This window comes from Ralstonia mannitolilytica (assembly GCF_000954135.1).
Lineage (GTDB): Bacteria > Pseudomonadota > Gammaproteobacteria > Burkholderiales > Burkholderiaceae > Ralstonia > Ralstonia mannitolilytica.
On the sequence record NZ_CP010799.1, the window covers coordinates 54,196 to 72,286 of the forward strand.

Here is an 18,091-nt window from a genome sequence, read left to right on the forward strand (position 1 = left end):
TCGAATCAGTGCGGCGTGAACGTGACGCGCTCAGGCACTGGCTTGAACGTCCCGATCCGGCTCCAGATCGGCATCGCGAGGAAGAATGCGAAGTACACAATGGTGCCGATCTGCGAGACGATCGAACCGATCGGGCTCGGCGGCTGGATACCCAGGTAGCCCAGCACCGCAAAGGCGATCACGAAGACGATCAGCAGCGTCTTGTGGAAGGCCGGGCGATAGCGGATCGACTTGACCGGCGACTGGTCCAGCCAGGGCAGGAAGAAGAAGATCACCACCGAGCCGCCCATGACCACGACGCCCCAGAACTTCGCGTCGATGAAGGCAAAACCAAGCGCCAGGATCACGGCCACAGCCACGGCCACGCCCTTGACCTTGAAGCTCCTCGAGCGCACGAACAGCAGCCCCAGCATGATCGCGATGAACGCCCACAGCCACGGCAGGAAGTCCGACGTGGTCGCGCGCAGCATCGAGTAGAACGGCGTGAAGTACCAGACCGGCGCGATGTGCGGCGGCGTCTTCAGCGAGTCTGCCGGGATGAAGTTGTTGGCTTCCAGGAAGTAGCCACCCATTTCCGGCGCGAAGAACACGATCGCGCTGAAGATGAACAGGAACACCGCAACGCCGACGATGTCGTGCACCGAGTAATACGGGTGGAACGGAATGCCATCGAGCGGGATGCCACGCTCGTCCTTCTTGGCCTTGATCTCGACGCCGTCCGGGTTGTTCGAGCCCACTTCGTGCAGCGCGATGATGTGCGCCACCACCAGGCCCAGCAGCACCAGGGGCACCGCGATGACGTGGAACGAGAAGAATCGATTCAGCGTCGCGTCCGACACCACGTAGTCACCACGGATCCACAGCGACAGGTCCGGGCCGATCAGCGGAATGGCAGAGAACAGGTTCACGATGACCTGCGCGCCCCAGTACGACATCTGGCCCCACGGCAGCAGATAGCCCATGAAGGCTTCGGCCATCAGGCACAGGAAGATCAGGCAGCCGAAGATCCAGACCAGCTCGCGCGGCTTGCGGTACGAGCCGTACAGCATGCCGCGGAACATGTGCAGATACACAACAATGAAGAACGCCGAAGCGCCGGTCGAGTGCATGTAGCGCACCAGCCAGCCCCACGGCACCTCGCGCATGATGAACTCGACGCTCGCATAGGCGACGGGAATGCCGGCAGCGTTGAGCGTGCCGTCCGGCTTGTAGTTCATCACCAGGAAGATGCCCGTGACGATCTGGATCACCAGCACCAGCAGCGCCAGTGAACCAAAGAAATACCAGAAGTTGAAATTCTTCGGCGCGTAGTACTCCGACAGATGCGCCTTCCATGTCTCGGTCAGCGGGAAGCGAGCGTCGATCCAGCCCAGCAGCCCGGTTGTCTCCACCTTCTTCTCGGCCATGATCAAGCCTCCCCTTTCTCGTCTTTGCCGATCACCAGCTTCGTGTCGGACAGGAACATGTACGGCGGCACGTCGAGGTTCTGCGGTGCGGGCTTGTTCTTGAACACGCGGCCAGCAAGATCGAACGTCGAGCCGTGACACGGGCAGACGAAGCCCGGATCGGCGCCAAGCTGCGGATTGGAGCTGGCCGGAAACGGGCCAGAGGGCGAGCAACCCAGATGGGAGCAGATGCCGACCACGACCAGCAGGTCCTTATGTTCGGCACGCGAGCGCGTTTCATTCTTGCAGTAGTCCGGTGTCTTCATGGTGAAAGGCACGTCGGACTTCGGATCGGCGACTTCGGAGTCGGTCTTCTTGAGCGATTCCAGCATCTCGGGCGTGCGCTTGAGCAGCCAGACCGGTTTGCCGCGCCATTCCACCACCTTCATCTGGCCAGGAGCCAGGTCGCTTACATCGGCCTCTACGGGCGCGCCCGCTGCGCGGGCTTTTTCAGATGGTGCGAATGTGCAAACGAAAGGGGCCGCAACCGCTACCCCTCCCACACCACCAGCCACGGACGTCGCAATCAAAAGATTGCGGCGACCCTTGTCCACGTTTTGCTGGTCACTCATTCAAGACCCCAGGGTGAGAAATCAAGATGGATTCGCGTCAACCGAAAATTATACCCGAGCGTACGTCGCCGACGATAGCGGTCGCGGGGGGCGGCGGTTGCAGATATAGTGAATGCGCCGATGGCCCGCCAACCCAGCACTGACAAGGCTTCGGCACGCGGATTGCAACCCCGTTTTCAACAATTCAGGTCAACCGATCCGCAGCTTGACCGTTTGTCTCGAATCAAACAATCCGGAGAAAACCGATGGCACTGATGCAAGATTTCAAAAAATTCGCCATGCGCGGCAACGTGATCGACCTGGCGGTTGGCGTCATCATTGGCGCCGCGTTCGGCAAGATTGTCGATTCGCTGGTCAATGACCTGATCATGCCGTTGGTGGGCCGCATCGTCGGCAAGCTGGATTTCTCGAACCTGTTCATTGCGCTTGCCGACGCGCCCGCAGGCGTGCCCCACACGTTGGCCGACCTCAAGAAGGCCGGCGTGCCGGTGTTTGCCTACGGCAACTTCATTACCGTGGCGGTCAACTTCCTGATTCTCGCCTTCATCGTGTTCCTGATGGTACGTGCCATCACGCGCGTGATCGACGCCAACCCGCCGGCCGCCCCGGCCGAAACGCCCGAAGACATCGTGCTGCTGCGCGAGATTCGCGACAGCCTCAAGAACAAGCCGTGAACAGGCGTTGCGATATCACACCGGATTCGGGATGTCGATGAAGGTGTGGCGTACGCCAAAACGCCCGGCGAGGTGGTTGCCAAGCGCCCGCACGCCGCCGCGCTCGGTGGCGTGATGGCCGGCCCCGATATAGGCCACGCCCGATTCACGCGCCAGATGCGTCGTCTGCTCAGACGCCTCTCCACTCAGATAGACGTCCACGCCGGCCGCCACGGCCGCATCGAACCAGCCTTGCGCGCCCCCAGTGCACCAGCCGACCGTGCGCACGGGGCGGTCCAGATCGCCAATCACCAGCGGCGCACGCTCCAGCCGCGCCGAAATCGTCTCTGCAAACGCGGCCAGCGTGGTCGGCTGCGGCAGCTCGCCAATCCAGCCGAGCTCGTCATCGCCGAACCGGCCTTTAGGCTCGATGCCGAGCAGCGCGCCGAGCTGCGCGTTGTTGCCGAGCTCGGGATGCGCGTCGAGCGGCAAATGGTAGGCAAAGAGGTTCACGCCGTGCGCAAGGAGCGCCTTGAGACGCGCGTGCTTTTGGCCGACGATCCGGGCGTCTTCGCCCTTCCAGAAATAGCCGTGATGCACGAGGATGGCATCGGCGTGCGCGTCGATGGCGGCTTCCACCAAGGCCAGGCTGGCCGTCACCCCGGTCACGATGTGCATCACGGTTTCGCGCCCTTGCACCTGCAGACCATTGGGGCAATAGTCCCGAAAACGGGCCGCCTGCAACAGGTCGTTCAAGTACAATTCAAGTTCTTTTCGATCCATTTCGACTCAATTTCGCCCTATGTTGCGCCGCTTTTGGCTGTTTTTTGCGCAAGCCGTCACGGTCGTCCTGGCCATCTGGTTTGTGATCGCCACGCTCAAGCCCGAGTGGCTGCAGCGCGGCAGGGTGGCGGTGCAATCCGGCTCGCCCATCGTCGCGCTCAAGGAAGTTGCGCCGATCGGCCATGGCGGCACCTCGAGCAACTCCTACGCGGAGGCCGCCAAGGTGGCGATGCCTGCGGTGGTCAACATCTTCAGCAGCAAGAATGCGCCCAAGCGCAGTAACCCGCAGGCCAGCGCGGATCCGTGGTTCCGCTTCTTCTTCGGGGACCGTGCGCCGGAGCAGCGCCAGGAGCCCACGGCCAGCCTCGGCTCCGGCGTGATCGTCAGCTCGGAAGGCTACATTCTAACGAACCACCACGTCGTGGACGGCGCCGACGAGATCGAAGTCGCCCTTACCGATGGCCGCAAGAGCAACGCCAAGGTGGTGGGCTCTGACCCGGAAACGGATCTGGCCGTCCTCAAGATCAACCTGCCCGACCTGCCCGCCATCACGCTCGGCCGACTCGAGAACGTGCGCGTGGGCGACGTGGTACTCGCCATCGGCAACCCGTTCGGCGTGGGCCAGACGGTGACGATGGGGATCGTCTCGGCGCTGGGCCGCAGCCACCTCGGCATCAACACGTTCGAGAACTTCATCCAGACCGATGCGGCCATCAACCCCGGCAACTCTGGCGGCGCGCTGGTGGACGCGGAAGGCAACCTCGTCGGCATCAATACGGCGATCTACTCGCGTTCGGGCGGCTCGCTGGGCATTGGCTTTGCGATTCCGGTGTCGCTCGCCAAGCAAGTGATGGAGTCGATCATTTCGACCGGCAGCGTGGTGCGCGGCTGGATTGGCGTCGAGCCGCAGGATGTGACGCCGGAGATTGCCGAATCGTTCGGCCTGTCGCGCAAGGATGGCGCGCTGATCGCCGCGGTGGTCCAGGGTGGGCCAGCAGATCGGGCCGGGCTGCGTCCGGGTGACATTCTCACCAGCGTCAATGGTGAGTCGATCCTCGATACGACGGCGCTGCTCAACAGCATTGCGCAGCTCAAGCCCGGAGCCGAGGCCAAAGTGACGGTGTCGCGCAAAGGCAGACCCGTGGAGCTGACGATCATCGTCGGCAAGCGTCCGCCGCCGGCACGGCGCAACGTGCCGATGCCCACGCCGGACGACGAACAGTAAGCGTTGCAGCCTCAACAGCAGACGGCGGCCGGTGTGCCGCCGTTTTTTGTTGGCGGCCCGAAGCGGAAGCGCAGCACGGAGATGTCGTTGCTGCGGCGCTTTCTTGCCACCCCGCTTCGAGCAAGCAGCGCCCACCATCTCTCCGCCGCTTTGCTGCGCCGCGGCCGGCACCATTCAGGCGGTGCAGTCAGAGTGCCCGCTGAACTCGCAACGAAAAAAGGCACGACGCGGCGAGCTCCGCCCAATCAGGGCGACTCCACACCGCGACTCTATCGGCCCAACCCGGCCCAGAAAGCGCGTTCCTGATCGAGGGCTGAGCAGATACCACTCCCCCATCGCCCAACATTGAGGCCTTACCGGCGAGAAGCATGACTCGTTTCGTGCCCAACATTTGCTCGAGCAAAGCACCAAGAAAAACGCCGACCCCTTTCGGGGTCGGCGTTTAACCGTTTAATTCGATGCGCCCTGACGAGCGCGTCAAATTAGAACTTGTGGCGGATACCAACGGTAGCGCCGAACTGGTTGGCGTTGCCAGCAGCCGGGCTCGAGAACACTTGAGCGCCGCCGCTGTTCAGCGTCGTGTTGGCGTAAGCATCGGTGTTGTTCAGACCCAGCACGCCCAGGCCCGAGCCGCTGCTGTTCTTAGCATAGGCCAGGTTCAGGTAAGCGTCGGTGCGCTTCGACAGAGCGTAGTCGGTGCCGATCACGAACAGCCACGGGTTGCCGGTGTTGCTGTTCTTGAACTGTTGGTAGTAAGCCGTACCCGTCAGCGACAGGGCCGGGGTAGCTTGGTAACCCAGGCCAGCCCAGTACAGGTTCGAACGCAGGTTGCCATTGCCAGCAACGGTTGCGTAGTTAGCCTTGTACCAACGGTAGCCAGCGTACAGCTTGGCCGGGCCGAAGGCGTACGTGCCGCCGATCGTGGCGCGCTGTTCCTTGTTGTCAGCCGTAGCGATGGTCGTGCTGTTCGATTGGTCGTACACCACGCCCACGCCGAACGGGCCACCAGCGTAGTTCACGCCCAGGCTCCACTCGCGGCCCAGCTTGTTCAGGCCGGCTTGCTCGTTGCCGTCACGGTTGAACGAGTACAGAGCCGAGACGCCCAGACCACCGAACGTACCAACGTACTTGACGGAGTTGTCAGCACGGCCCGAGAAGAAGGCGTCTTGGCCGGCCAGCGAGTAACGCGTGGCGATTGCCATCGGGTCATAGATCAGCGAGAAGTCGTACAGCAGGTTTTGCTGGCGACCCAGGGTCAGTTGACCCCACTGGCCTTGCAGACCGACGTAAGCGTTACGACCGAACAGACGGCCGCCTTGAGCCGACGTGCCGTTGTCGATGTTGAAGCCGCTTTCCAGGTTGAAGATACCCTTCAGGCCACCGCCCAGGTCTTCAACACCACGCAGGCCCCAACGCGAGGCCGACAGGCCACCCGAATCCAGGCCGAAACGCGAGCTACCGCCACCGTTGCCGTTCGGCACCTTGTTTGCGTACGTCAGACCAGCGTCGACCACGCCGTACAGGGTCACGGAGGATTGTGCATAGGCGCCACCGGCGGCCAGAGCTGCAACAGCAGCTGCAAACAGTTTCATCTTCATATCGACACTTTCCTTGTCAACTGATTGGGAAATCTTGACTGTCCTTATGGACGACGCAGAAACCTCACGTCTGACCGCATTATGGGCCAGCGATGACGGATTCTGGAAACCCTTTCTGGCTCTGGGACGCGATTTGCGGCCAAGTTGTTGCTCATGGGCAACACGCGGGCAGCCCATCGAAAAGAGGGGCAACGGGCCGTTTTCTCCCGCCGGGACGGGGGTTGGCGGACGAATCTCGGGCGGGTGGGCGCAACGAATTTGTCCTTCCGTGACAGTTTTGGATTGTCGCCTTCTCGCCACGCACCTTCCGGAAAGTGGCGCTCAAATCTCTTCTATTTGCCCAGGGCGGCGTGCCATCGCTTAAGGAAATCGGCACGGCGGAGCTGATCTTGATGGGCGAGCAAACCGGGCCCGACGGAAATCGGCCGGTGCGTGTTGCCGAGTTCGGCGAGGAGACGCTTGGCGGTCAGCCCCGTCTCCACGTCCTGACGCAGCGAGAAGAGGAACGCACGGTCGGCCATGACGCTCTGGCCGTCGCGGGAGAGCATGAAATCGAGCCACAGCCGCGCGGCATTGGGCCGGGCCGCCCGGCGCGCGATAAAGGCGACGCGCGTGGCGACGAGCGTGTAGTCGGTCGGCATCTTGATGGCGAGCGCCGGGTTGCGGTCGGCATAGCGGGCGGCGTACGACCCGATCACGTTGTAGGCAAGCAGGCTTTCGCCGGAAGCCACGCGCTCGAGCATGGCGGCCGTGGTGATGTACAGGTTCACGTTGACGCCACCCAGCGCCTTGGCCACATCCCAGAACACCGGCGTGGTGCGGGCATCTTCCGCGGCAAAAAGGAAGGCGGAGCCCGAGTGCTCGATGTCGTACGACGCGACGCGGCCGCGCAGCAGATCGTGATGGCTGTTCAAGATGCGTGCGAAGTCAGCATGCGTCGACGGAATCAGGTCGGCCGGCAACTGGCGCGCGTTGTAGACGAAGACCACCGGCTCGTAGCTCGTGCCGTAGGCCTCGTTCTTCCAGATGGCCCATGAGGGCAGATACGGCCGCTCGGGCGACGCATATGGCAGCGCGTGGCCGTCGTTGACCAGCTTGAACTGCTCCGGCATGGCCGAGCTCCAGACGACGTCGGCGCCAGGCGATCTGGTGGAAAACTCCGCGAGGAAGCGGCGGTAGATGTCGTCGCTGTTCTGCTCGCGATAATCGACCGTGATACCCGGGTAGCGTGCCTCGAAGGCGCGGATGAGCGGATAGGCCGCGGAGAAATCCGTGGTCGAGTACACCGTGACGCGGCCCTCACGGCGCGCGGCATCGATCATCCTGCCGTAATCGTGCGGGTAGTACGACGGCAACTCGGGGGCAGGACGGGCCAGCCACTGCGCGCCCGCCTCGCGGGGAGCGGCGCTGCCCGCGGTCAGCAGCGCGGCGGCCTGACACAACCAGCGGCGGCGAGAATTCGGGATTGACGACATTCAGATAGACCGCATCGGTTGGACAGGTGATCGGGATGCGGGCGCCACGCATTATCATGAAAAAGCACACAGAACGATATTGAGAGACACCCGATGCGGATCTTGCTGGTGGAGGATGAGGACGAACTGGCTGCGTGGCTTGCCCGCGCGCTGGCGCAAAGCGGCTTCGTGGTCGAGCGTGCCGCCGACGGCGTCGTGGCTGAAGCGTTCCTCGGCTCGGGCGAGTTCGATGCGGTCGTGCTCGACCTGCGGCTGCCGCGCAAGGACGGCTTTGCCGTGCTGGCCGACATGCGCGCGCGCGATGACCGCACGCCGGTGCTGATCCTCACCGCCCAGGGGGCGCTGGATGAGCGCGTGCGCGGCCTGAACGCCGGGGCCGACGATTTCCTCACCAAACCGTTCGCGCTGTCCGAACTCGAAGCGCGGCTGATGGCGCTGATCCGCCGCAGCCGCGGCCGGGCGTTTCCGCGTCTACGCTGCGGGCCGCTGGAGTTCGACACCGGGCGCAAGGCCTTTCTGCTGTCGGGCGAGCCACTCTCGCTCACGCCACGCGAACATGCGGCGCTGTCGGCCCTGCTGCACAAGACCGGCCAGCCCATCAGCAAGGTGCATCTGTTCGACAAGGTGTTCAATCTGGACAGCGATTCGAGCCCCGACGCGGTGGAAGTCGTTGTCCACCGCCTGCGCAAGAAGCTGGCTGGCACGGGCGTGCAGATCGTCACCGTGCGCGGCCTGGGTTACCTGCTCGAAGCCGGCGCGGATGACCCGGGCGCTGCGGGTAACAGCCCGGCATGATGCGGACGCGCACCTGGCTGCGGCTGCCGCGCAGCCTGAAGCTCACGCTGCTCTGGCTGCTGCTTCCGGGGCTGGTGGGCGTGTTGGCCATCGACATTGTGTCTGCGTACCAGGCGCTGCGCGGCGCCACCGACCGCGCCTATGACCGCGCCCTGCTCGGCTCGGTGCGCGCGATCGAGAACGGCGTGACGATCGAGCGCGGGCAGGTGCAGGTCAACGTGCCCTATGTGGCGTTGTCGATGTTCGAATCGACGGCGCAGAGCAACGTCTATTACCGCGTCGCATTCGAGAGCCTGCCAGGCAAGCCCCCGGAGGCCGCCCTGACCGGCTACGAGGACCTGCCCCTGCCCAAATCCGGGCTGGAGAACGACACCCCGCTCTTCTACGACGCCACGTATCACGGCGAGCCGGTGCGCGTGGCCGCGGTCGCCAAGCCGCTGTACCAACCGGGGCTGCCGGCGCGCATCGTGATCCAGGTGGCCGAAACCATTGAAACGCGACGCGCGCTGCAGCAGGCAGTCTGGCGCGGTACGCTGCTGCGCGATGCCGCGCTCGTGGCCGTGAGCGCGGCACTGCTGTGGCTCGGCGTGACCGTGGCGCTGCGGCCGCTCAATCGGCTTGCACGCAGCATCGCCGTGCGCGCGTCCGACGACCTGCGCCCGCTCGACACCACCGACGTGCCGGCCGAAGTGCGCCCGCTGGTGAATGCCATCAACCACCACATCCACCGCTACGCAGAACTTGCCGAGGCGCAGAGCCAGTTTCTCGCCGATGCGTCGCATCAATTGCGCACGCCGCTGGCGGTGCTGCTCACGCAAGCCGAATACGCGCTGCGCGAAACGGACCCGACGCGCGTGCGCGAAAGCCTGTCCGCCATCATCGCCCGGCTGCAGTCGACGAACCGGCTGACCACGCAGTTGCTGGCGCTCGCACGCGCACGCCATGCGGGGCAGGACGCGCCGGCCGAGACTTTCGATCTCGGCGAGCTGGCACGCGACGTCGTCGTCGATGCGCTTCCGCTCGCGCGTGAAAAACAGCAGGACCTCGGCTGGGACGAGGGCGGCGCGGGGGTGCCGCTGCCCGTGATCGGCTATCCGGCTTTCCTGCGCGAGGCGCTCTCGAACCTGGTGCACAACGCGCTGCGCTATACGCCGGCCGGCGGTCGCATCACCGTGCGGGCGATGGCCGATGGCGACCACGCGCTCGTCTGCGTGGACGATACCGGCCCCGGCATGACCCCCGATGAACGTGCGCATGCGTTCCAGCGCTTCCGGCGCGCGCATGAAGGCGGACATCGCGCCGGGCAGCCGAAGGACGCCCGCTACGCCGCGGAAGGCTCCGGCCTGGGTCTGGCGATCGCGCGCGCGTATGCCGCTCGCAGCGGGGGTCACATCGAGCTGGCCGACGGCGAGCCGAACCGGCACGGCGGCGTCGGCCTGTCTGCGCGGATTCGCGTGCCGCTGGCGGCGTCTGCCGCACCCTCGCAGCATGCTGCAACGCAGCAGCCGCAATGAAAGCGTGGCGAAAGCGCGCGACTTCTATACTCCGCCGCACCTGGGGCCATCCGTCTGAGCTACGCGCAGCAAGCCATAAGTAGCCGGCCCCACACCATCACAAGCAAACAGGAGACAAACCCATGCTTCGTGGCCCGTTCGTGCCCACGCACGCCGCTCTCGCTTCGATTGCCGCTGCCGCACTGACTCTCAGCACCGCTGCCTTCGCGCAAGTCCCGGCCGGCTACCCGGCCAGCTACGCTGACACCATCGCCGCCGCCAAGAAGGAAGGCAAGGTCGTGGTCTACGCGACGACGGACACCAAGGCTGCCGACCCGCTGATCAAGGATTTCGAGTCGCTCTACCCCGGCGTGAAGGTCGAGTACAACGACATGAACAGCAGCGAGCTGTACAACCGCTTCATCAGCGAGCAAGCCGCCGGCGGCGCCTCGGCCGACATGATGTGGAACTCGTCGATGGACTCGCAGCTCAAGCTCGCGCAGACGTACGCCCTGAAGTACGACTCGCCCGAAGTCCCGAACCTGCCGAAGTGGTCCGTCTACAAGGGCCTGGCCTACGGCACGACGTATGAGCCGGCCGTGTTCCTGTACAACAAGCGCCTGGTGAAGGACAACGAGGTGCCGCAGACGCACGCCGACTTCGCCAAGCTCATCGCCAGCCAGCCCGAACGCTTCAAGAACAAGGTCACGACGTACGACATCGAGAAGTCCGCCGTGGGCTTCATGATGGCCGCGCAGGACAACGTCGACTCGCCGCAGTACTTTGATTTCGTCAAGGCGGTCGGGCCGAACCTGGTGCTGCAGTCCTCCACGGGCACGATGATGGAGCGCGTGGCCTCGGGCGAAAACCTGGTGGCGTACAACATCCTCGGTTCGTACGCGATTGCGCGCGCCAAGAAGGATCCGTCGATCGGCATCGTCTATCCGAAGGACTACACGCTCGTGGTGTCGCGCGTGGCGATGATCGCCAAGAAGGCCAGGAACCCGAACGCGGCCAAGCTGTGGCTCGATTACATCCTGTCCAAGCGCGGCCAGGAAATCCTCGCCAACAAGTCGGATCTGCACTCGCTGCGCGAAGACGTGACGGGCGAAGCCACCGCCGCCGGCCTGAAGAAGATTCTGGGCAACACGATCAAGCCGATCCCGGTGGACGAATCGATCCTGGCGTTCCTGGAGCCGAAGAAGCGTCTGGAGTTCATCAAGCAATGGCGCACCGCCGCCGGCCGCTGATCTGCTGATCTGCTGATCTGCTGATCTGCTGATCTGCTGATCTGCTGAACTGCTGATCGCGACACCCTTTCTCTGACCGACCTTCCGGCGCCATCCGTTTCTGGCGCCGGCCCCTCCTGGAGGCACCATGCGTTCTCTAGCGCAAGACCGTGCCGCCGTCGCCGAAGTCTCCCTCAAGCGCTCGCCCTGGACGCGTGTGGGACAGGCTTTGCCGCGCGGCGTGGTCATTCTGCTTACCGCGCTGGCGATTTTCACGCCGCTGGCGCTGATCTTCTACCAGAGCTTTCTGTCCGCGCCGTTCTTCATGCCCGACGCGCTGGCGGGGCTGGATGCGTATCGCTTCATCTTTACCGATTCGGATTTCTGGCACGCCTTCGAGAAATCCGCCGCGCTGGCGTTCGGCCTGGCGGTGATCTCAGTGCCGCTGGGCGGCATCCTGGCATTCCTGATGGTGCGTTCGGACCTGCCCGGCCGCCGCATCCTCGAACCGCTGCTGATGATTCCGGTGTTCGTCTCGCCGATGGTGCTGGCGTTCGGCTACGTGGTGTCGGCCGGCCCCGTGGGCTTCTACACGGTGTGGTTCAAGAGCCTGTTTGGCGGTGCGCCGTGGAACGTGTATTCGTTCACGAGCATCATCATCATTGCCGGCCTGACGCACGTGCCTCACGTGTATCTGTACGTCTCGTCGGCGCTGCGCAGCCTCGGTTCGGACGTGGAAGAAGCCGCCCGTATCGCGGGGGCATCGCCGCTGTCGGTGGCGCTGAACGTGAGCCTGCCGATGGTGCGCCCCGCCCTGCTGTACGCCGCCGTGCTGGTGACGTTCCTGGGCTTCGAGGTGTTCGGCCTGGTGCTCGTGCTGGGCGATCCGGAAGGTCACCTTGTGCTGGCAACGTATCTGTACAAGCTGACCAACAAGCTCGGCACCCCGGCGTATCACCTGATGGCCGCCGTGGCGGTCTGCCTGGTGATGGTGACGTTCCCGCTGGTGCTGCTGCAACGCTACATGCTGAAGTCGGCCAACCGCTTCGTCACCGTCAAGGGCAAGGTCACGCGCAGCCGTCCGCTACCGCTGGGCAGCTGGCGCTGGCCGGCGTGGGCGGTGGTGGTGCTGTGGTTCTTTGTGACGGTGGTGGTGCCGCTGTCGGGCATCGCGCTGCGTGCGTTCGTGTCGAACTGGGGTGAAGGCGTGTCGCTGGTGCAGGCGTTCTCCACCACGGCATTCCAGCAGATCTTCGAGCAGCCGCAGTTCGTGCGCGCGATGGTCAATACGGTGCTCATTGGCGTGATCGGCGGCGCGATTGCCGTGGCGTGCTACACGTGCATCGGCCTGGCCATGCACCGCAAGCCGGATGGCTGGACGCGCTTTCTCGACTACAGCGTGCTGGTGCCGCGCGCCATTCCGGGGCTGCTGGCAGGCCTGGCGTTCCTGTGGGTCTTCCTGTTCGTGCCGAACTGGGTCGAAACCGCCCTCACCGATAGCAGCGTGCCGTTCGCCAACTGGATCATCGAGCACATCGTGCCGAGCCTGCGCGACCTGCGCAGCACGATCTTCAGCGTGTGGATCGCCTATACGGTGGTGTGGCTCGCGTATGGCCTGCGCCTGATCTCGGCTGCGCTGCTGCAAGTCGGACCGGAGCTGGAGGAAGCCGCGCGCTCGGTCGGCGCCAGCCGCGCCCGCACCACGCGCGACGTGACCGTGCCGCTCACGCGCTACGGCCTGCTCGGCGCCTGGCTGCTGATCTTCCTGATTTTCGAGCGCGAGTACTCGACCGGTGTGTATCTGCTGTCGCCGGGCACCGAGACGATCGGCTCGATGCTGGTTTCCCTGTGGGCGGGCGGCGCCATCGATATCGTCGCCGCGCTGTCCTTCGTCAATATCGTGCTGGTGGCCGTGGGCCTCGGCATCGCACTGCGTTTCGGAGTGAAGCTCCATGATTGAACTCACTGTCAACGACCTGCACCTGCAATACGGCAACAACCCGGTTCTCAAGGGTGTCTCGATGCAGCTGCAGAAGGGCGAGGTCGTCTCGCTGCTGGGCCCGTCCGGTTCGGGCAAGACCACGCTGCTGCGCGCTGTGGCGGGCCTCGAACAAGCCAGCCAGGGCACCGTCAAGATCGGCGACCGCGTCATGTTCGACGGCGCCAAGAAGCTCGACGTGCCGGCCGAAGGGCGCAACCTGGGCCTGGTCTTCCAGTCCTACGCGCTGTGGCCGCACAAGACCGTGGCCGAGAACGTCGCCTATCCGCTCAAGCTGCGCAAGACGCCGTCTGCGCAGATCAAGGAACGCGTGCAGGCCGTGCTGCAGCAACTGGGCCTCGGCCATCTCGGCGAGCGTTTCCCGAGCCAGCTGTCCGGCGGTCAGCAGCAGCGTGTGGCCATCGCCCGCGCGCTCGTCTACAACCCGCCTGTGATCCTGCTCGACGAGCCGCTCTCGAACCTCGACGCCAAGCTGCGCGAAGAAGCACGTGCCTTCCTGCGCGAGCTGATCGTGCGTCTGGGCCTGTCGGCGCTGATGGTCACGCACGACCAGAGCGAGGCGATGGCCATGTCCGATCGCATCCTGCTGCTGAACAACGGCGTGATCGAGCAGCAAGGCACGCCCGAAGAAATGTACGGCGCGCCGCAGACGCTGTTCACCGCCGAGTTCATGGGCAGCAACAACCGCATCAACGGCAAGATCGCCGAGGTGCGCGACGGCATGGCCCGGCTGGTGGACGAGACCGGCGGCTGGTCGCTGTGGGGTGTCGCGCGCGGCGACTTGAAGCCCGGTGCGCCCGCCCATGGCGTGATCCGCCTGGAGCAGGTGCGCGTCGGGCAGGACAACGCCGACAACACCATCCGCCTGCCGCTGGCGACGCGCATGTATCTCGGCGATCGGTGGGAATGCCTGTTCCGCGCCACGGGGGACGCCGGTACCGGTCTGCGCGCCTACGCCAACAGCGCACCCGCCGACGGCCAGTACGCCCTGACCTTCCCGCGCGAGCAGTTCTGGTTGTACGCGGCGTAAGCCCCGCGGCAGAAATGAGAAAGGCAGCCTCGGCTGCCTTTTTCTTTGGAGCGGTTGTTGAATGCGGCCATCAGTCCTTGACTACCGGGAGGTGCTCCGGCTCGGCCTCCGGCGCCACGGTTTTCCGCAAGAAGACCGCCGCCAGGATCAGCCCCAGCTCATAGAGCAGCCACAGCGGCACCGCCAGCAGCAACTGCGACATCACATCCGGCGGCGTAACAACCGCCGCAATGATGAACGCTCCCACCACCACATACGGCCGCGCCTGGCGCAGCTTCTCCAGGCTGACGATGCCGAAGCGCACGAGCACCATCACCACCACCGGCACCTCGAAGGTGATACCGAAGGCGAGGAACGTGGTCATCGCAAAGCTCAGGTACTTGTCGATGTCGGTCGACATCTCGGCCCCGAGCGGCGCGTTGTAGTGCGCCATCACCTTGAACACCGTCGGGAAGACGAGGAAATACGCAAACGCCACACCGCACAGGAACAGCACGTAGCTGCTCACCACCAACGGCATGATCATGCGCTTCTCGTGCGCATACAGCCCCGGCGCCACGAAGCGCCAGACCTGGTACAGCACCCATGGCAGTGCGATGAGGAAGGCAGCCAGCAGCGTCACCTTCATCGGCACGAAGAACGAGCCGGTGACGTCGGTCACGATCATGTGGCCATTCTTGGGGAGCGCCTGGATGAGCGGCCGGGAAAACAGGTTGAAGATGTCCGGCGCCCAGTAGACGAGCCCGAGAAAGATCAGCAGGACACCGGCACCGGCCTTGACGATGCGCTCGCGCAGTTCGACCAGGTGCGAGATGAAGGTTTCCTGCGCGCCGTCCTCGGGCGACTCTTGCGGATCGAGCGGAGCGGCACTCATGTCGGGTGGGAAGGGGATGCGGTCAGGGCGCACATGCCGGCGCCCGGAGGATCATTCGAAGAAAGAGCGCGCACGCGATTGCGCGGCGACGATGGGCGGGCGATGACGCTTGACGCGGGCCGCCCCCGATTGCGCCCACATGCGCACGCCCTGCTTCTGGCGGTACCACTTGGGCATCGAGAGCTGCTTGTTGCGCCAGCTGTTGCGGCCGTTGCGCGACTTGGCCGGTGCGGGCCGCCAATCGGGCGCCGAGGTGGCCGTCTGCTGCAATGCCGGATCGCCGAGCGCCTCATTCAGGCGCTCGTTGATCTCGCTCGTGTGTTTGCTGACCTCTTGGTGGATGGTCTGCTCGACATTGCGTGCGGCCTGTTCGAACTCGGTGCGCATCTTGCGCAGTTCCTCGAGTTCGATTTCGCGGCTGACTTCGGCCTTCACGTCGGCGATGTAGCGCTGTGCGCGGCCAAGCAGGGCGCCAGCGGTCCGCGCCACCTTGGGCAAACGCTCCGGGCCGATGACGACGAGCGCCACCGCGCCAATCAACGCCAGCTTGGAGATGCCGAGATCGATCATCGGTCAGCGCAGCCGTGCTCAGCCTTGCTTGGACTTGTCGCGCGCCTCGACGTCGATCGTCGTCGAGTCATGCAACTCGCGCGGCGGCTGGCCGGCGGTCTGCTGCGGGGCGGCGGGCTTGTCGTCCGCGGCGCCTTCGCGCATGCCGTCCTTGAAGCCCTTCACGGCGCTGCCCAGGTCCGAACCGATGTTGCGCAGCTTCTTCGTGCCGAACACCATCATGATGATCACCAGCACGATCAGCCAGTGCCAAATGCTAAAGGAACCCATGTCCTACTCCCACGTGAAATACCGCAAGTGGCGCCGCAGCGGTGGCAGCGCCATTGGTTGATGTTACTGGTTGGCGTACATCGGCTTGCTGTCGTTCAGATACAGCCAGCCCTTCACAATACGATACAGCATCCAGATGCCCAGAACCCAAAGCACCGCAAAGCCGATGAACGCGAGGGGAATGAGCACCACGCCAACCAAACCCCACAATACGCACCACCAGAACGAACGGATCTGCCACCGGAAGTGCGATTCGTACAGCGTACCGCGCACATCATCGCGCTTGACGTAGTCGATGATGATGGCGATCAGCGCGGTGACGCCGCCGGTCAGCCAGAATATGGCGTAGAGGGCATACAGGATATGCGTCAGGCGCTGCAGTCCGGCCAGACGCTCCGCGTCGTCCGTCACCACCATTGCCGCTCCGTACTTGTCCACGCTGCCTCCCTGCGACGATTCGCCACCGTAGTCAGTCACCCGCTACCTTATTCGCCCACCGCGTCCCGCGCCTGCGACTTGCGCAATGCCTTTTCCTCCAGGCCCGAGAGCCCTTCCCGGCGCGCGAGTTCATTGACGACGTCCTCCGGCGTCAGGTCAAAGTGCGACAGCAGCACCATGGTGTGGAACCAGAGGTCGGCCACTTCGTAGACGACCTTGGCGCGCGCGTCATCGGTCATGCCGGCAGCGCGGGCGTCCTTGGCGGCCATGACGGTCTCGGTGGCCTCTTCGCCGATCTTCTTGAGGATGGCGTCGTCGCCCTTGTTGAACAGGCGGGCGATGTAGCTTTTCTCGGGGTTGCCCCCATTGGCGAGCTTGCGCGATTCGAGCACCTCGCCCAGTCGGCGCAGCGTGTCACTCATGGTGGTGGCCGGTCTTGCCGGCGTAGATGTCGTCAGGATGCTTCAGCACGGGTTCGACCGTGTGCCAGTCGCCGTCTTCCGCGCTGCCCTCGAACTTCTGGAAGAAGCACGCGTGGCGCCCGGTATGGCAGGCGATGCCGCCAATCTGGGTGACACGCAACAGGACCACGTCTTCATCGCAGTCGAGGCGGATTTCGTGCACCTTCTGGATGTGGCCGGATTCCTCGCCCTTGTGCCACAGGCGCTTGCGCGAGCGCGACCAGAACACCGCCTCGCCCGTTTCGACGGTCTTCTGCAGCGCCTCGCGGTTCATGAAGGCGAACATCAGCACATCGTTGCTGCCCTGCTCCTGCACGATCACCGGTACCAGGCCGTTATCGTCCCAGCGGACCTTGTTGAGCCACTTCTTGGTCATGATCCGATCCGTACAGGAATGCCCTTTTCCGCCATGAACTGCTTGGCCTGGCCAACGGTGTATTCACCATAATGGAAGATGCTGGCCGCCAGCACCGCGTCGGCGTGGCCTTGCTGGATGCCGTCGGCGAGGTGCTGCAGGTTGCCGACGCCGCCGGAGGCGATGACCGGCACCGGCACGGCATCGGACACGGCACGCGTGAGTTCGAGGTCGAAGCCGGCCTTCGTGCCGTCGCGGTCCATGCTGGTCAGCAGGATTTCCCCCGCGCCGCGCTGCGCCATTTCGCGCGCCCATGCCACGGCATCCAGCCCCGTGCTCCTGCGGCCGCCATGCGTGAACACCTCCCAACGCGGCGTTTCGCCTTCGGCAGACACCTTCTTGGCGTCAATCGCCACGACGATGCACTGCGCACCGTGGCGGGCGCTGGCGTCCGACACGAGCTGCGGATTCGCCACCGCCGAGGAATTCATGCTGATCTTGTCCGCACCGGCATTGAGCAGGCGACGCACATCTTCGAGCGCACGCACGCCGCCGCCGACCGTCAGCGGAATGAAGACCTGCGAGGCCACGGCCTCGATGATGCCCAGCATCAGGTCGCGCCCGTCGGACGTGGCCGTGATGTCGAGGAAGGTGATTTCGTCGGCGCCCTGCTCGTCGTAGCGGCGCGCGATTTCAACGGGGTCGCCCGCGTCGCGCAACTCGACGAAGTTGACGCCCTTGACCACCCGGCCGTTGGTCACGTCCAGGCAGGGGATGATTCGTTTGGCTAGCATGATGAGTCGGGCGCAACAGCACCCGTTGCGCG

The 18,091-nt window shown here is 64.5% G+C and carries 19 protein-coding genes; 7 read left to right on the forward strand and 12 right to left on the reverse strand.

Annotation, left to right across the window (positions count from 1 at the left end; all coding sequences use genetic code 11):
- Positions 1-5: 5 nt before the first annotated feature.
- Positions 6-1,409 (reverse strand): cytochrome b, encoded by a 1,404-nt coding sequence (locus tag TK49_RS00275; protein ID WP_045787675.1) that lies wholly within the window; start codon positions 1,407-1,409, stop codon positions 6-8.
- A complete protein-coding gene (petA, locus tag TK49_RS00280) occupies positions 1,409-2,017 on the reverse strand; it encodes a ubiquinol-cytochrome c reductase iron-sulfur subunit (protein WP_045784977.1) in 609 nt (202 codons plus the stop codon). Before petA ends, TK49_RS00275 begins: the two co-directional genes overlap by 1 nt.
- Before the next feature lie 245 nt (positions 2,018-2,262).
- Here petA and mscL point away from each other — a divergent pair, with 245 nt between their 5' ends.
- Positions 2,263-2,691, forward strand: a complete 429-nt coding sequence (mscL, locus tag TK49_RS00285) for a large conductance mechanosensitive channel protein MscL (RefSeq protein WP_045784978.1) — start codon at positions 2,263-2,265, stop codon at positions 2,689-2,691.
- A gap of 15 nt (positions 2,692-2,706) precedes the next feature.
- Here the strand turns inward: mscL and TK49_RS00290 are convergent, their stop codons facing one another.
- The gene (locus TK49_RS00290) at positions 2,707-3,453 is read right to left on the reverse strand and encodes a Nif3-like dinuclear metal center hexameric protein (RefSeq protein WP_045784979.1); all 747 of its coding nucleotides are present in this window, start codon (positions 3,451-3,453) and stop codon (positions 2,707-2,709) included.
- Positions 3,454-3,472: 19 nt separating this feature from the next.
- Here TK49_RS00290 and TK49_RS00295 point away from each other — a divergent pair, with 19 nt between their 5' ends.
- Positions 3,473-4,678, forward strand: coding sequence for a Do family serine endopeptidase (locus TK49_RS00295; protein WP_045784980.1), 1,206 nt, complete (start codon positions 3,473-3,475; stop codon positions 4,676-4,678).
- Positions 4,679-5,160: 482 nt separating this feature from the next.
- On the opposite strand, the gene TK49_RS00300 is transcribed toward TK49_RS00295, so the two are convergent.
- Entirely contained in the window at positions 5,161-6,276 is a 1,116-nt protein-coding gene (locus tag TK49_RS00300) for a porin (RefSeq protein WP_045784981.1), read from the reverse strand.
- Positions 6,277-6,608: 332 nt separating this feature from the next.
- Positions 6,609-7,751 (reverse strand): ABC transporter substrate-binding protein, encoded by a 1,143-nt coding sequence (locus TK49_RS00305; RefSeq protein ID WP_045784982.1) that lies wholly within the window; start codon positions 7,749-7,751, stop codon positions 6,609-6,611.
- 93 nt (positions 7,752-7,844) lie between these two features.
- Between TK49_RS00305 and TK49_RS00310 the strand changes: the two genes are divergently transcribed.
- The 5 genes from TK49_RS00310 (at position 7,845) to TK49_RS00330 (ending at position 14,297) form a co-directional block, all read left to right on the forward strand.
- A complete protein-coding gene (locus TK49_RS00310) occupies positions 7,845-8,546 on the forward strand; it encodes a response regulator (protein ID WP_045784983.1) in 702 nt (233 codons plus the stop codon).
- Positions 8,543-10,060, forward strand: a complete 1,518-nt coding sequence (locus tag TK49_RS00315; RefSeq protein WP_045784984.1) for a sensor histidine kinase — start codon at positions 8,543-8,545, stop codon at positions 10,058-10,060. The genes TK49_RS00310 and TK49_RS00315 overlap by 4 nt, the downstream gene beginning before the upstream one ends.
- A 122-nt stretch (positions 10,061-10,182) precedes the next feature.
- A complete protein-coding gene (locus TK49_RS00320; protein WP_045784985.1) occupies positions 10,183-11,289 on the forward strand; it encodes an ABC transporter substrate-binding protein in 1,107 nt (368 codons plus the stop codon).
- 127 nt (positions 11,290-11,416) lie between these two features.
- Positions 11,417-13,228, forward strand: coding sequence for an ABC transporter permease (locus TK49_RS00325; RefSeq protein WP_082063011.1), 1,812 nt, complete (start codon positions 11,417-11,419; stop codon positions 13,226-13,228).
- Complete coding sequence (locus TK49_RS00330; protein ID WP_045784986.1) at positions 13,221-14,297, forward strand: ABC transporter ATP-binding protein; 1,077 nt, start codon at positions 13,221-13,223, stop codon at positions 14,295-14,297. Before TK49_RS00325 ends, TK49_RS00330 begins: the two co-directional genes overlap by 8 nt.
- A gap of 70 nt (positions 14,298-14,367) precedes the next feature.
- Here the strand turns inward: TK49_RS00330 and tatC are convergent, their stop codons facing one another.
- The 7 genes from tatC to hisF form a co-directional block, all read right to left on the reverse strand.
- On the reverse strand, positions 14,368-15,171 hold the full coding sequence (gene tatC / locus TK49_RS00335; RefSeq protein ID WP_045784987.1) for a twin-arginine translocase subunit TatC: 804 nt from the start codon (positions 15,169-15,171) through the stop codon (positions 14,368-14,370).
- Between the two features lie 51 nt (positions 15,172-15,222).
- Complete coding sequence (gene tatB / locus TK49_RS00340) at positions 15,223-15,741, reverse strand: Sec-independent protein translocase protein TatB (protein ID WP_045784988.1); 519 nt, start codon at positions 15,739-15,741, stop codon at positions 15,223-15,225.
- Positions 15,742-15,759: 18 nt separating this feature from the next.
- Entirely contained in the window at positions 15,760-16,011 is a 252-nt protein-coding gene (gene tatA / locus TK49_RS00345; protein WP_045784989.1) for a Sec-independent protein translocase subunit TatA, read from the reverse strand.
- A gap of 63 nt (positions 16,012-16,074) precedes the next feature.
- Positions 16,075-16,449 (reverse strand): DUF4870 family protein, encoded by a 375-nt coding sequence (locus TK49_RS00350; protein WP_045787677.1) that lies wholly within the window; start codon positions 16,447-16,449, stop codon positions 16,075-16,077.
- Between the two features lie 47 nt (positions 16,450-16,496).
- A complete protein-coding gene (locus TK49_RS00355; RefSeq protein WP_045784990.1) occupies positions 16,497-16,871 on the reverse strand; it encodes a phosphoribosyl-ATP diphosphatase in 375 nt (124 codons plus the stop codon).
- The gene (hisI, locus tag TK49_RS00360; protein ID WP_045784991.1) at positions 16,864-17,286 is read right to left on the reverse strand and encodes a phosphoribosyl-AMP cyclohydrolase; all 423 of its coding nucleotides are present in this window, start codon (positions 17,284-17,286) and stop codon (positions 16,864-16,866) included. The genes TK49_RS00355 and hisI overlap by 8 nt, the downstream gene beginning before the upstream one ends.
- Positions 17,283-18,059 (reverse strand): imidazole glycerol phosphate synthase subunit HisF, encoded by a 777-nt coding sequence (gene hisF / locus TK49_RS00365; protein WP_045784992.1) that lies wholly within the window; start codon positions 18,057-18,059, stop codon positions 17,283-17,285. Before hisF ends, hisI begins: the two co-directional genes overlap by 4 nt.
- Positions 18,060-18,091: the final 32 nt, after the last annotated feature.